Source organism: Polynucleobacter sp. MWH-Braz-FAM2G (assembly GCF_018687635.1).
GTDB lineage: Bacteria > Pseudomonadota > Gammaproteobacteria > Burkholderiales > Burkholderiaceae > Polynucleobacter.
The window spans coordinates 1,422,594-1,438,590 of record NZ_CP061300.1; the positions used below are offsets into that span (position 1 = coordinate 1,422,594).

Below are 15,997 nucleotides of genomic sequence, written 5' to 3' on the forward strand. Positions count from 1 at the left end.
TGGATTACTTATTGAATAAGTCAGATTTTGCAATCGGACGCATGTAGCGTTGTCCTGGGCCAGTATCAGGGCTGGTAGAAAAATAAACAATAACCAAATCCCGATCAGGTGAAACATAAAGGCCTTGACCCATAAAGCCCAGCTTAAACATATCTCCATCAGGGAAGATGTCATCCCATTGACGATTATTACTAATCACATAATCATTTAATGCTTCAGTAAATACAGGGCCATTAGTGCCTGCCATAAACGCCTTATGACTTGCCACTTCTTTGCGAATACGATGAAGTGCCGCATCAGAGACCACTTTCTTATCTGAGATCTTATTCCAGCTTGGCGTGTACTGCATTCCAAACATCATGAGATTGCGAAGTCGGCTTGATACAAGACCATGCATCGCCTCAACATGGTCGCCACCAGATAGGTGAAGTTGCATATCGCCATCAAGTGGCATATGAGAGAAGATTCTTTCATTAGCCAAATCAGAAAGGCGTTTATTTGTCACTTCTTCAATCAGAAGGACAAGTGCTTGCGTATCCACAGAGCTGTAATCAAATCGAGTGCCAGGCTCTATTTCTTTTTTCGCAAGTTTGAGAATGGTTCGTGTTGACTCAATCTTTTTAGTAATAGAATCTGGCTGCCCAAATTCAGAGAGAAAAAGTCGGGTTGGTAAGGAAGTAGGGTCGTGCCGTGATGCAGCGCTCTCGACAACGTTCAACCCAGAAGCCATATTCATGATGTCCAGTAACTTGATATTTTCCCAGGCAGTACCTTTGAAATCGGGCATATATTGACCATAGGTTCCGTTCTGATCAATCTTGCCTTCGTCTATCAACTGCTCAAGCAATAGGCCAACAATTGGTTTTGCTGTTGATCCCCATAAATGGCTATCCGTTGATTTCATTCCAGGATAGCGCTCATAAACGACCTTACCCTTATGCATCACAAGAAACGCCTGAATATGACTCTTTGGATTGGTAACGAAATCATCAAGCGAAAGCTGACCGTAAGCAGTAGTTGCTTGAATCTTTCCAACCTCTGGATTTAATTCAGTTGGCAAAGGATTTGCTGGTTTGCTCGGCGAAATAATCGCAGTATGAAATAGCGTTGACATATGGGTATTCGCAAACAGCGATACATCACCCCCAATAAGAGCATTTTGATACCCGAAGAGCTTAAACATTTCTTGATATTCAGCATTGGAATACCCTTGCAGCGCCTTAGTAACGGGTTGACTTTTGGATGTTCCATCGGCCTGTGCAAGTGCCAAAATGCTATGTGTTGCCAATAACGCAACAATGAGTTTTGGATTGAATTTCATATGAATTTCCGAGGTTGAGGAATGAAAAATTAAATGCCGATAAAGTATATAACCAATTTAGTCAGCATTATTCATAGCGGACTTTGTTGTTGGCCTAAATCGGAACGATCAAAAAGCCGCCCATAGGAGGTCTTTGGTAACGCTTTTGGTAACAGGTGTGTTGTTTGGCTACAAACCCTTTAAATACCTATTGACTTGGCGGAGAGGGAGGGATTCGAACCCTCGGTACTATTGCTAGTACGCCTGATTTCGAGTCAGGTACATTCGACCACTCTGCCACCTCTCCGATAACTATAGGATAAAACTTAAACTGCAATCCTGCTTAAACCACTCCGCTCTATTGCTCACACACGCCCGCCATCATGAGCGAGCCAGAGAAGAATCCAAAAGGATATTTGCCGTCTTTTGCAACCCCTTCGATGCTGAGGTAGTCCACAAAGGCGCCATCGTTACCTGCAGCCTTTTGCGTCCAAATAACTTTGTAAGAATTGCTCTTACTTCCAGATGCAATTACCTTAGGCTTTCCCAAAGAATCCATTACATCGCCAACTACTTCGCCAGTTTTCTTGATGACTGCAAATTCTTGACCAACTCTGGGACTATCTTTAACGATATCTAACTCGCCATTACTTTTGATATAAGCATCACTTAATACCTCGCAGCGATAGGTTTTTTCTGCAGCAAAAACACTTTGAGAAATAAATGCTGAGCAAATCAAGAATAAAAGCAATGAGCGCTTGTACATGAATATGCTTTTTATGTCTTCTGAAGTATTAAATTGGCTTAAGCACTTCTAAACCACCCAAGTAAGGTTGCAGTGCTTTAGGAATAGAGACACTGCCATCTACTTGCTGCTTATTCTCAATGAGTGCAACTAAAGCCCTGCCTACTGCAAGACCTGAACCATTTAAGGTATGAACCAACTCTGGTTTACCTTGGCCAGATTTAAATCTTGCTTGCATACGTCTTGCCTGGAAGTCACCCATACTTGAGCAAGAGCTGATTTCGCGATAAGCGTGTTGTGATGGCACCCAAACTTCAAGGTCATAGGTCTTGGTGCTACCAAACCCCATATCACCTGTACAGAGCAAGACTTTTCTGTAAGGCAACTCAAGTAACTCCAAAATTCGCTCTGCATGACCAGTTAGATCTTCAAGCGCTTGCATTGAATGTTCTGGCCTAGTTATTTGCACCAACTCTACTTTGTCAAATTGATGCTGACGAATCATGCCACGTACATCACGGCCATAACTACCTGCTTCTGAACGGAAGCACGGTGTGTGGGCTACAAATTTCAATGGCAAGTTATCAGCATTGAGGATTTCGTCGCGAACCAAATTAGTTACCGGAACTTCTGCAGTCGGAATAAGGTAGAAGTTTTCTGTTTTTGCTTCACCGCCCTCATCTTCACCACCCATTTGACGCGGAACTTTAAATAGATCTTCCTCAAATTTAGGCAACTGGCCTGTGCCACGCATTGAAGCAGCATTCACCATGTATGGCGCATACACTTCTTGATAATCATGTTGCGTAGCATGCGTATCAATCATGAACTGAGCTAGAGCACGATGCAATCTTGCGATTGGGCCTTTAAGAACAACAAATCGTGAGCCACTTATCTTGGCGGCAACTTCAAAATCAAGACCTAAAGGGCCGCCCAAGTCCACATGATCTTTAATCTCAAAATCAAAAATAGGTTGCTCACCCCAACGCTTAATTTCTTGATTCTCTGTCTCATCTTTTCCAGTGGGAACAGATTCATCTGGAAGATTGGGAATACCCATCAAGAAATCAGAGATCTCCGCTTGCAAAACTGCTAAACGGGCTGAGCCAGATTCCATATCCACATTTACTTGAGCAACTTCGGTCATCTCAGCAGAAGCATCTTCGCCCTTACCTTTTTTCATGCCAATGGCTTTAGATAGCTGATTGCGCTTGGCTTGCAATTCTTCGGTACGGGTCTGCAAAGATTTGCGCTCGGATTCCAGGGCATTGAATTTCTCGACATCTAGCTGAAATTTACGAGTAGCTAAACGAGCGGCGACTGCAGCGATGTCTTTACGAAGTAATTGCGGATCAATCATAAATTGCTCTAGTAGGATCTAGTTTGATAGGAAGGCTCTAGTTTAAGCGCAAGACTTCCGCTCCGGCCGGTGGAGTAAAAGTAAATCGATTAGCCGGCAAATTGACGTTTAATTGAATCTTGTCTAGCGTTACCAAGACAACACTTCCCAAGCCATCCGTTAATTCCAGCGCCTTTGGCAAGCCACTGACCATTCCAATTGAAATCTTGGTATACGGTAAATCATTCTGATTCTTGGCACCAGGCTCTTTTTTGGGCACCAAAGATACCCATTTCATACCCAAGCGTTCATCACCTTCAATTAAATCAAAATGCTGATCTAAGGAAGTTTCACCAAATAAAATCGCTGCTGGGGTTGATGCTAAAGCCTGCCCTGCAGGACGAAAGGTTGCTTGATTTAAATCTTTATCCCAAAGAATTAATTGCTTACCATCAGCAATCAGTTTTTGCTCATATGGTTTTTGCGTTTCCCAGATAAATCGGCCTGGACGCTGAAACACAAAATGACCCTGGGTTTGACGGACTACTTTCAAACCCTTGTCTTGTGACTCACCTGCTTTGGGTGCGCGAAGTTGCTGTTGCACAAAATCACCTTCCGCAGTTTTTGAGTTGCGCACAAATTGGCGCAACTGCTCTGCACCACCCTCAGTTTGCGCAAGAGATGATCCTGAAAAAAGGATGCTTGAAATACCAACTAATACTGCGACGAGAAGTCTTGACATGAAACCTTACTCAGATGGGCGATGCAAAATCTCACGATTGCCGCCATTACCCATTTTAGAAACGAGACCAGCTTTTTCCATATCCTCTAATAAACGAGCAGCACGGTTATAGCCAATACGCAAATGACGCTGTACCAATGAAATGGATGGACGTTTGTTTTCGAGAACAATGGCAACAGCTTGATCGTAAAGTGGGTCGGCTTCGCCACCAGTCTCACCTGTAAGTGCATCTACATTGGATTCATCGGCGCCTTCCAGTACACCATCTATATAGTTGGCCTCGCCCTTCTCTTTGAGCCACTCAACAACACGATGCACTTCATCATCCGATACAAATGCGCCGTGAACCCTGACCGGTAAACCAGTGCCTGGAGCCATGTACAACATATCCCCCATTCCCAACAAAGTCTCGGCGCCCTGCTGATCCAAAATCGTACGGCTATCTATCTTGCTGCTAACCTGAAATGAAATACGGGTTGGTACGTTTGCTTTAATCAAGCCAGTGATGACATCTACGCTTGGACGTTGTGTTGCTAATACTAAATGGATACCTGCTGCGCGAGCCTTTTGTGCAATACGAGCGATCAACTCTTCAATCTTCTTGCCAGAGACCATCATTAAGTCGGCCAACTCGTCTATCACGATCACAATCACTGGCGCTTTATAGATTGGCTCTGGATCATCTGGAGTTAGGCTAAATGGATTGGTAAGCTTCTCACCCTTTTCTTCAGCTTCCAGAATTTTCTTATTAAAGCCAGCAAGATTACGCACGCCAAACTTACTCATGAGTTTGTATCGGCGCTCCATCTCATTTACAGCCCAATTTAGCGCGTTGTACGCTTGCTTCATATCGGTAACCACTGGGCAAAGCAAATGAGGAATCTTGTCGTAGATTGCCATCTCTAACATCTTCGGATCAATCATGATCAAACGCACTTCGTCAGGCTTCGCCTTAAAGAGGAGCGAGAGAATCATGGCATTGATACCCACCGACTTACCAGCACCAGTCGTACCAGCAACCAAGCAGTGCGGCATCTTTGCTAGGTCAGCAACCATTGGGCTACCTGAAATGTCTTTACCTAATGCCAGAGTAAGCAATGAATGGTTATCGTTGTATACCTGCGAAGTCAGAATCTCAGACAAGTAAACCGATTGACGCGTTGGGTTTGGTAACTCCAGAGCCATGCAGGTCTTACCAGGAATTGTTTCCACTACACGCATACTGACTACACCAAGTGAGCGTGCCAAATCTCGTGAGAGATTGACAATTTGACTGCCCTTTACGCCAACTGCAGGATCAATTTCGTAGCGAGTAACTACCGGACCAGGGTACGCGGCAATAACGGTTACTTGAACATTAAATTCGGCTAGCTTGCGCTCAATCAAACGAGAAGTAAATTCCAGCACTTCTGCTGAGATCGTTTCTTTTGCCTCTGGAACTGGATCAAGTAATGCGAGTGGAGGCAATTCTGAATCAGGAATATCCACAAACAAAGGTTGTTGTTTCTCTCGCTCAACCCTCGCACTCTTTGGAATCTCCACAGGAGCGCGCACAATTTGTACTGGAGCAGCGACATCAACTCGACCACGGAACTCCTCGACAAACTCTTCACGCTCTTCAGCGGCAACTTCACCCAATTTACGATCTTCTTCGCTATCGCGACGCTCACGTAATCGGTGATAAGTAACCTCCAAAAAGCGCCCTACTTTTTCTGCAACATCCAACCAGGAAAAATGGAGAAATAGAGATAGTCCCGCGCAAAGACCAAAAAGCAAAACCAAGGTGGAACCCGTAAACCCAAGGGACATTTGCAATGGATCGCCGATGAGCTCTCCTAAAATACCTCCGGGAGGCCTAGGAAGCTCCCAGGTCAAAGAATGCATGCGGATAGACTCAAGACCCATGCTGCAAATTAAAGTGAGTCCAAAACCGAGCCAACGTACTAATAGCGAGTCTGGTTTAGCCTCTGGGTCAACAGGCAAGGGGATACTCCAAAGCTCACGCCAACCCTGCAGGACACGGCGCCCAAACAGCGCTACCCACCAAAAGGCAGAAACCCCAAAGATATACAGCATTAAATCAGCTAAATAGGCCCCAAAACGACCCCCTAAGTTCCTAGGAGCCTCAAAACTGGCATGGGACCAGGCTGGATCAGCCTTAGAGTAACTGAGCAAAATAGCAAATAAACCCAGGCAAAGACCCAGGGAAATGAACCAGCGAGCCTCCATTAAAAGACGGGGCATACGGCCCTGCCCGCCATTTTCAGGAGGCTGGGGGGTCAAGGGAGCCTTGGACTTAGGATATGCGGTTCTTGCCATGTTCTACCGATTGTAAACAAGCAAATCTATAATTTGGATATGACTACAAATACCCCAAAACACTCCAAAGTTCTTATCCTCGGATCAGGCCCTGCTGGCTATACAGCGGCTGTTTATGCTGCACGAGCCAATTTAAAGCCTACTCTGATCACCGGCTTAGCTCAAGGCGGTCAATTAATGACCACCACTGACGTTGAAAACTGGCCAGCTGACGCTGATGGCGTTCAAGGGCCTGAGCTCATGGATCGCTTTTTGAAGCATGCTGAGCGCTTTAATACTGAAATTATTTTTGATCATATTCATACAGCAGCCCTTCAAGAGAAACCAATTCGCTTGGTTGGAGATTCTGGTACCTACACCTGCGATGCCTTGATTATTTGCACTGGCGCTTCGGCTCAATACATTGGCTTGCCCAGTGAAGAGGCATTTATGGGTCGCGGTGTTTCTGGTTGCGCAACATGCGATGGGTTCTTCTATCGCAATCAAGATGTGTGTGTAGTAGGCGGTGGCAATACCGCTGTTGAGGAAGCGCTCTACCTTACTGGCATTGCTAAAAAAGTAACCGTTATCCATCGTCGCGATAAATTCCGTGCTGAACCAATCTTGAATGATCGTCTCATGGCAAAAGTTGCCGAGGGCAAGGTGGAGCTGAAGTTGAACTCGACTCTTGATGAGGTTCTTGGCGATGAAAAAGGTGTAACTGGTGTACGTATTAAGAAACAAGATGGCAGCACAGAAGAGATCGCAGTAACTGGCGCCTTTATCGCAATTGGTCACAAACCCAACACTGAGCTCTTTGTTGGACAGCTCGACATGAACAATGGTTACATCAAAACCCACTCCGGACTTGAAGGCAATGCTACTGCCACCAATATTGCTGGTGTCTTTGCTGCTGGCGATGTACAGGATCACATCTACCGTCAAGCCATTACCAGCGCAGGCACAGGCTGCATGGCTGCATTAGATGCACAGCGTTATTTAGAAACGCTGGATTAAGTTTTACCTTTTGATAATAAAAACGCCTAGCAATGCTAGGCGTTTTTGTTTACTGCAGTGTACTTCTAATGCATACGTATTAACGTGTGATGATTGGTAACAATGGCACGATGAGTAGCGCCACGATGTTGATGATCTTGATGAGTGGATTAACAGCAGGACCTGCAGTATCTTTATACGGGTCACCTACAGTGTCACCGGTTACCGCAGCCTTATGCGCTTCCGAACCTTTGCCACCGAAGTTACCTTCCTCAATGTATTTCTTGGCATTATCCCAAGCGCCACCGCCAGTACACATCGAGATTGCCACAAATAAGCCCGTCACAATCGTACCCATGAGCAAGCCACCCAAAGCAGCAGGACCTAACAAGAGTCCAACTACGATTGGCGCCACTACCGGCAAGAGAGATGGAACAATCATTTCTTTAATGGCAGCTGAAGTAAGCATGTCTACAGCTTTACCGTACTCTGGCTTAGATGTGCCTTCCATAATTCCTGGAATATCGCGGAACTGACGACGCACCTCTTCGACCACTGCGCCAGCACAACGACCTACCGCTTCCATTGCCATCGCACCAAACAAGTAAGGAATCATGCCACCAATAAAGAGGCCAATGATCACCATGTGGTTAGATAGGTCAAAAGAAACTTGCTGACCAATACTCTCTAATGCATGGGTGTAGTCGGCGAAGAGAACGAGTGATGCCAAACCAGCAGAACCAATGGCATAACCTTTAGTAACAGCTTTTGTAGTATTGCCAACCGCATCCAATGGGTCGGTGATGTCACGAACAGCTTGAGGTAAACCAGCCATCTCCGCAATACCACCTGCGTTATCAGTAATTGGACCATAAGCATCAAGAGCAACCACGATACCCGCCATCGACAACATGGCTGTTGCCGCAATAGCAATACCATACAAACCAGCCAACCAATAGGCCGCATAAATGGCGGCACAAACAAAAAGTACTGGATAAGCAGTGGACTTCATGGAGATGCCAAGACCGGCAATGATGTTAGTACCATGACCTTTAGTTGAAGCTTCAGCGATATGTTGCACAGGTTTAAATTGAGTGCCTGTATAGAACTCGGTGATCCACACCAAGCCAGCAGTTAGCAATAAACCCACGATAGTTGAAGCAAATAAACGCCACTGACTTCCTGGTATGCCCAAAGCATCATCTGGCATGATCAAGTTGGTCACAAAATAGAATGCTATGAGTGATAACACGCCAGCAATGATCAAGCCTTTATAGAGTGCAGGCATCACATTTTTCATGCCAGGAGTGGCTTTGACAAATGAACAACCCACAATAGAGGCAATGATAGATACGCCACCAAGTACAAGTGGATAAATAATCGCAGCCACAGGCGCGCCAGTGACCATGAGTGATCCCAACACCATGGTGGCAATCAAAGTAACAGCGTAGGTTTCAAACAAATCGGCAGCCATACCCGCACAGTCACCTACGTTGTCGCCAACGTTATCGGCAATTACCGCAGGATTGCGAGGGTCATCCTCTGGAATGCCAGCCTCAACCTTACCTACTAAGTCAGCACCAACGTCGGCGCCCTTGGTAAAGATTCCGCCACCCAAACGAGCAAAGATAGAAATTAAAGAAGATCCAAATGCCAAACCAATTAGCGGATGTAAAACTGATGATAGATCTTGCCCTGCGCCAATCGATACCAAGAACATGAAGAACAAGCCAACACCCAGAAGTCCAAGTCCAACTACCAACATGCCGGTAATTGCGCCACCTTTAAATGCAACATTAAGAGCTTCATTCATCCCTTTGGTAGCTGCCTCCGCTGTTCTCACGTTGGCGCGTACAGAAACATTCATACCAATAAAACCACAAGCGCCCGAGAGAACCGCACCAATGACAAAGCCAATTGCAGTAGCAAAATCCAAAAAGAGAGCCATCAGAATGGTCAAAACCACCCCCACCACGGCAATCGTTTTGTATTGGCGCGACAAATAGGCTGCCGCACCCTGCTGGATAGCCTCTGCAATTTCTTGCATCTTGGCATTACCCGTACTTTGTCTCAAGATCCAGCCGCGCATCACAAAACCGTAAACTACGGCTAGGACACCGCATGCTAAGGCAAAATACAAGCCTAAAGTGATATTACTCATGCTTGAACTCCCTAAAGTTAATCTTTATTGTTTTGTATAACTTGCACTTAGGTAGACCAGGTTCTCGAAAGCTTTAAACTATGGTCTTTAAGCTGTATCAGTATGTAACAGAAACACCGCTCTGCCCCTCTAATTGGATCAGGGTATTTACTAATCATTATTTGGAGTATTTATGAGTCTCGACAAAGTCAAGCCAGGCAAAAAGATCCCTGAAAGCTTCAACGTCATTATTGAAATCCCAATGAACGCTGATCCAGTGAAGTACGAAGTGGATAAAGAGTCTGGCGCTATTTTCGTTGACCGCTTTATGGGTACTGCAATGCACTATCCATGTAACTATGGCTACATTAATAAAACCATCGCCGGCGATGGAGATCCTGTTGATGTGCTCGTGATCACACCCTTTCCTTTGATTCCAGGTGTAGTGGTAAGCTGCCGCGCTATCGGCGTTCTTCAAATGGAAGATGAAGGCGGAGAAGATGCCAAATTATTAGCCGTTCCAGAAGACAAAATTTTGCCAATATATACACACTGGCAAAAACCAGAAGATATAAACCCATTGCGTTTAAATCAAATCCAGCACTTCTTTGAGCACTACAAAGATCTCGAAAAAGGTAAGTGGGTAAAAGTGAAGGGCTGGGGTGGCGTTGCAGATGCCCATAAAGAAATCCTTGAGGGTATCGAGCGCTACAACAAAGAGCACCCTTAATTTAGAATTCATTTAATCCCATAGGCTTTGTGATTCGGAGTGAGCGCACAGAAAATTGCCCTTGCACAAATCAACCCTTTACTGGGTGATCTGGCAGGCAATGCGCAGCTGATTCACAAAGCCGCTCAAGATGCTTTTAATCAAGGCGCCAAACTCGTAATAACCCCTGAGCTTTCGCTTACTGGCTACCCACCAGAAGATTTGTTACTTCGCCCCGCTTTTATCGAAGCCGTTCAAAAGCAACTAGATCTCTTAACAACCCAATTAGCTCAGTATTCAGACCTCACGGTCATCATAGGTCATCCCAAAAAGACACCAGTTGGTTTGCAAAACTATGCGTCTGTATTGCGAAACGGCGTAGTGATTGCAGGCTACGCAAAACAAGAATTACCTAACCACGAAGTATTTGATGAAGTACGCTACTTTGTGCCTGGCAATCAAGCTTGCGTTTTTGAATGCGGTGGCATCCGATACGGCTTGATATTGTGTGAGGATGCTTGGCATGCAGGACCGGCCAGACAATCGCATGATGCTGGTGCTCAAATACTACTAGTTCCAAATGCCTCACCATATCACCTCAAAAAAGAAACTTTGCGCATAGAGGTATTGCGTAGCCACATTGCCCAAACCAATATGCCCTTGGTCTATGTGAACGCCGTTGGCGGTCAAGATGAATTGGTTTTTGATGGCGGCTCTTTTGCGCTCGATAGTCATGGGCAAGTTGTGATGGCGATGCCCCAATTTGAAACCGGCTTAGGCATGGTAGATGTTTCTAGTTCAGGAGAACTAGAAAAAGGGATAGTTTCTGCCTCTCAATCTGTAGAAGCCCAGGCTTACCAAGCTTTAGTGCTAGGTGTGCGTGACTATGTCACTAAAAATCGTTTTCCTGGGGTCATTATTGGTCTATCTGGCGGCGTAGACTCTGCTCTAGTCTTGGCAATCGCTGTCGATGCCTTAGGAGCGGATAAAGTACGTGCAGTCATGATGCCTTCGCGTTACACAGCAGATATCTCTTGGATTGATGCGCGTGAAATGGCGCAGAATTTAGGCGTTCAATATGACGAAATTCCAATCAGTGGTCCCGTTGATGCGTTAGAGCAATCATTGGCAGAACAATTTAAAGGCTTAAAGGTGGACGCTACTGAGGAAAATATTCAAGCGCGTGTTCGTGGCACCCTGCTGATGGCTCTATCCAACAAGACAGGACGATTGGTGTTAACAACCGGTAACAAGAGTGAAATGGCAGTAGGTTATTGCACTCTCTATGGTGATATGGCCGGTGGTTTTGCAGTAATTAAAGATATTGCCAAAACCTTGGTTTATCGTTTATGCGCATATCGCAATAGTCTTGCGCCTATTATTCCCGAGCGGATTTTGACTCGCGCACCTTCGGCAGAATTACGACCAGACCAGAAAGATCAAGATAGCCTGCCCTCATATGAAGTTTTAGATGGCATCGTTGAGAGGTATATGGAGCAAAACCAATCTATTGCCCAAATCATTGCCGCTGGTTTTGATGCAGAGAGCGTAGAAAAAGTTACACGCCTTATTAAGCTAAACGAATATAAACGCCGCCAAGCGCCTCCTGGGGTTCGCGTCACTACCCGCGCCTTTGGCCGCGACTGGCGTTATCCAATCACTTCACAATTTAGGGCCTAGCACTATTGAACGCCAGATTTTAGGCAGGTCAATTAACTTCTAGGTATGATTACACCATTAGGGGGAATAAATGAAATTAATCACATCTATTATTAAACCGTTCAAACTTGATGAAGTTCGTGAGTCATTGGCCGAAGTTGGCGTTACCGGCCTTACCGTAACTGAAGTAAAAGGCTTTGGACGTCAAAAAGGTCACACGGAACTCTACCGAGGCGCTGAGTACGTTGTTGACTTTTTACCAAAAGTAAAAGTAGAAGCTGTAGTTTCTGATGACCGCGTTGAAACTGCAATTGAAGCCATTACCAAGGCTGCACGTACAGGAAAAATTGGTGACGGTAAGATTTTCGTTACCGCTGTTGAACAAGTAATTCGTATTCGTACCGGCGAAACAGATAACGCAGCAGTTTAATTATTCCAGCGAATCATTAAGGCATTAACGCGCCTGAGAGTCTGCCGAAGTTAAAGGAGCGACAACAGGCTGAATAATTTCAGCCTGTTCTAATATCACCGTCTTATTAGTTGTATTGCCAAGACGGACTTTAGCGCCTTGATAATACATATCCACCTGATTTAATCCACCAGTTAATACTTTTAATGGTGGCTTTCCAAATACGCTTACACCAACACCTGGTTCAAGTGTCTTGCTTTGAGTTTTTCCAGCGCCATCCACAACACAGATCGTTTGCGCAGTCTTTGCTTGCAAGTAAACCATATCACCCGCCTTTTTAGGCGCTTCAGGTTTGTAATTTATGGGAGATGCATCTGCCGTAGGACACTCAGTAGAAATTGCTGCCTGAGCTGACTCAATCACCGCCACTGGCGCAACAGCCGCTTTAGTCTCTACAACTGGCTCTGCTGGAGTATTGGCTGGAACCGGCTCTGGAGGTGGCTCTTGAATAATGACGACTTCCTGTTTAACAGGCTCCGGGAAAAATAATGGGCGTAAATTGACTAGCGAAAAAATGACTGCCGCGCCAATTGCCAATAGAAAAAATATTTTTTTCTGAGAATTATTTGCTGGCTGCTCTTTATTGCCACGCTGACCACCACCATTAGCAGCGCTTAGTACAGTATTTTCTGAAACTCTTGCATCTTCAATTGCAGTTTTGGGGGCAACTTTTTCAACAGCTACATTGTCGGTATGAAATTTTTTTCCTTTCTCTGGAGACTTTGCAACTTCTTGCAATTTCTCTTGAGACGCTGCTTCTTTTGTGAATGATTCAGCATGGCTAAAATCAAATGCCTCTTCTTCGCTGAGCTTTAGTAGGCCAGCCACTTTCTTGGCCGCCGTTACTTTAACCTGTGCTCCATAAAAACTACTACTTTCACCATTTTCGATTTGCTCTATTTGTCGCACAGAAAGACAGGCTTTGCCAGATAAATCTTTCGTGCTCAAACCGAGACTTTCCCTAGCTTTTGTAAATGCCTCTTTACGAATCTCTGGGAGCTTGACGGGCTTATTCACTAAGGACTTTCTTTCTTATATTGAATCAATACCCGTGATATTAATACCAAAATACCATCAACGTGTAGGAGCAATCTACTAGAAATATTAATTTAAACAAAAAGTAATTTCCAAGATCAAACATTTGGGATTTTTAAATACATCAAGCAATACAACCTATTGGTCAGTTATCGCTTTTAACTCTTTCTAGACCTCTTATTCATGATCAATTTAATATTGCATTGCAGCAAATATACTTCTGTCATACGCCACTCAAAGAAGGTCATCTAAAAATCTGATCTCACGGCACAATAGAGCCTTTCGAAACAAACCTTAATTGGAGTAATAAGCATGAAACGCCTAAATGAACGCTCGCGCATGGTAACTGAAGGGGTTGCTCGCGCACCTAATCGTTCGATGTACTACGCAATGGGCTATGAAGAGAATGATTTCTCCAAGCCAATGGTCGGCGTTGCCAATGGTCATTCCACAATTACTCCGTGTAATAGTGGTTTGCAAAAATTAGCAGACGCTGCAGTAAGTGCACTTGAAGGCGCAGGCGCTAAGGCGCAAATGTTTGGCACGCCAACAGTGTCTGATGGTATCGGTATGGGCACTGAAGGTATGAAGTACTCTCTCGTATCACGTGAAGTGATTGCCGATAGTATCGAGACATGTGTAAACGGTTTATGGCAAGACGGGGTTGTCGTTATTGGTGGCTGCGATAAAAACATGCCTGGTGGCATGATGGCGTTAGCGCGTACCAATGTACCCGGTATCTATGTGTATGGTGGCACTATCAAGCCAGGTCATTACAAAGGCAAAGATCTTAATATTGTTTCTGCATTTGAGGCTGTTGGCGAATTCACATCCGGCAGAATGAGTGAAGAAGATTTAAAAGGTGTTGAACAGCACGCCTGCCCTGGTAGCGGTTCATGCGGCGGCATGTATACCGCCAACACAATGAGCTCTGCATTTGAAGCACTCGGTATGAGCCTGCCATACTCCTCAACGATGGCTAATGAAGATGCTGAGAAGGTGGCTAGCGCACACGATTCAGCTGTTGTATTGGTTGAGGCAATCAAAAATAATTTACGTCCACGCGACATCATTACAAAAAAATCCATTGAGAACGCAGTAAGCGTGATCATGGCAGTCGGCGGATCTACAAATGCTGTTCTACATTTCTTGGCGATTACCAGTGCAGCCGAAATCGATTGGACTATCGATGACTTTGAACGCATTCGTAAACGCGTTCCCGTGATTGTGGATATGAAACCATCGGGCACATATTTAGCTACAGATTTACATCAAGCCGGTGGCATTCCCCAAGTCATGAAAATTTTGCTCGACGGTGGATTACTTCATGGCGATTGCATGACAATTACCGGCAAAACGATTGCTGAAGTATTGAAGGATGTTCCTTCAGTACCACGAGCAGATCAAAAAGTGATTCGTACTTTAGATAATCCTTTATACAAACAAGGCCACTTAGCGATCCTAAAAGGCAACATTTCTCCCGAGGGTTGTGTTGCTAAAATCACTGGCCTTAAAAATCCATCGATTACTGGTCCAGCCCGCGTATTTGATTCTGAAGATGACGCGATGGCAGCCATCATGGCGCAAAAGATTAAAGATGGAGATGTCGTAATTATTCGCTATGAAGGCCCTAAAGGTGGTCCTGGTATGCGTGAAATGCTCGCCCCAACCTCAGCTTTAGTTGGTCAAGGCTTGGGCGAGACTGTAGGCCTCATTACGGATGGTCGCTTCTCTGGTGGCACATGGGGCATGGTCGTAGGTCACGTCGCCCCCGAAGCCTATGTGGGTGGGACTATAGCCCTCATTAATGAAGGCGACTCAGTCACGATCGACGCCCACAAGTTACTTATACAACTCAATGTTGATGAGGCAGAAATTGCTAAGCGTCGCGCAGCTTGGAAACAGCCTAAGCCACGTTACACCCGCGGACTGCTAGCTAAGTATGCAAGCCTTGCAAGTAGTGCCAGCAAAGGTGCGGTAACAGATTTGGATTTAAAAATCTAATTGAGTTGATGTCTTTTATAAAAAGCCCCTAGTTTTACTTAGGGGCTTTTTTATTTCTGCATTAAATCATTTGATGCTTAGTGCTTCATTGCACCCATCGCATTCACTGGCATCTTAACTTCAACCTCACCAGCTTTTGCAAACTTCAGCTTTACTGGCACAGTTTCACCAGCAGCAAATGGAGCTTTGATATTCATAAACATTAAATGCAAGCCACCTGGCTTTAATTCAACAGAGCCACCTGCTGGCACAGGAATATCTTTCAACTGACGCATTTTCATGACATTGCCTTCCATTGCCATCTCATGCAATTGAACTTCACCAGCAACAGGCGAGCTAGCAGAGATCAATTGATCGGCAGCACCTGGATTCTCAATTTTCATAAACCCTCCTGCTACTTGTTGGCCCGGAGCGGTAGCACGGGTATAGGCATTTTCAATTTTGATTGCATTAGTTGTAACTGTTTTAGTGACACCCTGTGCATAAGCCACGCCAAATAATGTCAGCCCTGCAAATGCAAAAATGATTTTTAATAAGTTTGTTTTCATGCTTATATTCTCC

At 45.1% G+C, this 15,997-nt stretch carries 13 protein-coding genes and 1 tRNA gene; 5 read left to right on the plus strand and 9 right to left on the minus strand.

Annotated features, from left to right (window positions below; all coding sequences use genetic code 11):
- Positions 1–4: 4 nt before the first annotated feature.
- The 6 genes from FD973_RS07240 to FD973_RS07265 form a co-directional block, all read right to left on the minus strand.
- On the minus strand, positions 5–1,321 hold the full coding sequence (locus FD973_RS07240) for a serine hydrolase (protein WP_215322684.1): 1,317 nt from the start codon (positions 1,319–1,321) through the stop codon (positions 5–7).
- A gap of 196 nt (positions 1,322–1,517) precedes the next feature.
- Positions 1,518–1,607 (minus strand) — tRNA-Ser (locus FD973_RS07245).
- Positions 1,608–1,658: 51 nt separating this feature from the next.
- Positions 1,659–2,066: a hypothetical protein gene (locus FD973_RS07250; RefSeq protein ID WP_215322685.1), complete on the minus strand. Its 408-nt coding sequence runs from the start codon at positions 2,064–2,066 to the stop codon at positions 1,659–1,661.
- 28 nt (positions 2,067–2,094) lie between these two features.
- Positions 2,095–3,405, minus strand: coding sequence for a serine--tRNA ligase (serS, locus tag FD973_RS07255; protein ID WP_215322686.1), 1,311 nt, complete (start codon positions 3,403–3,405; stop codon positions 2,095–2,097).
- A gap of 37 nt (positions 3,406–3,442) precedes the next feature.
- On the minus strand, positions 3,443–4,126 hold the full coding sequence (locus tag FD973_RS07260) for an outer membrane lipoprotein carrier protein LolA (RefSeq protein ID WP_215322687.1): 684 nt from the start codon (positions 4,124–4,126) through the stop codon (positions 3,443–3,445).
- Between the two features lie 6 nt (positions 4,127–4,132).
- Complete coding sequence (locus FD973_RS07265; protein ID WP_371816856.1) at positions 4,133–6,445, minus strand: DNA translocase FtsK; 2,313 nt, start codon at positions 6,443–6,445, stop codon at positions 4,133–4,135.
- A 39-nt stretch (positions 6,446–6,484) separates the two neighbouring features.
- Between FD973_RS07265 and trxB the strand changes: the two genes are divergently transcribed.
- Entirely contained in the window at positions 6,485–7,441 is a 957-nt protein-coding gene (gene trxB, locus FD973_RS07270; protein ID WP_215322688.1) for a thioredoxin-disulfide reductase, read from the plus strand.
- Between the two features lie 79 nt (positions 7,442–7,520).
- Here the strand turns inward: trxB and FD973_RS07275 are convergent, their stop codons facing one another.
- Positions 7,521–9,581 carry a sodium-translocating pyrophosphatase gene (locus FD973_RS07275; protein WP_215322689.1) on the minus strand — a complete coding sequence of 687 codons (2,061 nt, stop codon included), beginning with the start codon at positions 9,579–9,581 and terminating at the stop codon, positions 7,521–7,523.
- A 172-nt stretch (positions 9,582–9,753) separates the two neighbouring features.
- On the opposite strand from FD973_RS07275, the gene ppa reads away from it, so the two are divergent.
- The 3 genes from ppa to FD973_RS07290 all read left to right on the plus strand — a co-directional run bounded on the left by ppa (position 9,754) and on the right by FD973_RS07290 (position 12,358).
- Positions 9,754–10,290, plus strand: coding sequence for an inorganic diphosphatase (ppa, locus tag FD973_RS07280; RefSeq protein ID WP_215322690.1), 537 nt, complete (start codon positions 9,754–9,756; stop codon positions 10,288–10,290).
- Positions 10,291–10,329: 39 nt separating this feature from the next.
- Positions 10,330–11,949, plus strand: coding sequence for an NAD+ synthase (locus FD973_RS07285; RefSeq protein WP_215322691.1), 1,620 nt, complete (start codon positions 10,330–10,332; stop codon positions 11,947–11,949).
- A gap of 70 nt (positions 11,950–12,019) precedes the next feature.
- Positions 12,020–12,358 carry a P-II family nitrogen regulator gene (locus FD973_RS07290; protein ID WP_215322692.1) on the plus strand — a complete coding sequence of 113 codons (339 nt, stop codon included), beginning with the start codon at positions 12,020–12,022 and terminating at the stop codon, positions 12,356–12,358.
- 24 nt (positions 12,359–12,382) lie between these two features.
- On the opposite strand, the gene FD973_RS07295 is transcribed toward FD973_RS07290, so the two are convergent.
- A complete protein-coding gene (locus FD973_RS07295; protein ID WP_215322693.1) occupies positions 12,383–13,414 on the minus strand; it encodes a RodZ family helix-turn-helix domain-containing protein in 1,032 nt (343 codons plus the stop codon).
- A 330-nt stretch (positions 13,415–13,744) separates the two neighbouring features.
- Between FD973_RS07295 and ilvD the strand changes: the two genes are divergently transcribed.
- Positions 13,745–15,436 (plus strand): dihydroxy-acid dehydratase, encoded by a 1,692-nt coding sequence (gene ilvD / locus FD973_RS07300; RefSeq protein ID WP_215322694.1) that lies wholly within the window; start codon positions 13,745–13,747, stop codon positions 15,434–15,436.
- A gap of 77 nt (positions 15,437–15,513) precedes the next feature.
- Here the strand turns inward: ilvD and FD973_RS07305 are convergent, their stop codons facing one another.
- Positions 15,514–15,984 carry a copper chaperone PCu(A)C gene (locus FD973_RS07305; protein ID WP_215322695.1) on the minus strand — a complete coding sequence of 157 codons (471 nt, stop codon included), beginning with the start codon at positions 15,982–15,984 and terminating at the stop codon, positions 15,514–15,516.
- Positions 15,985–15,997 lie beyond the last annotated feature (13 nt).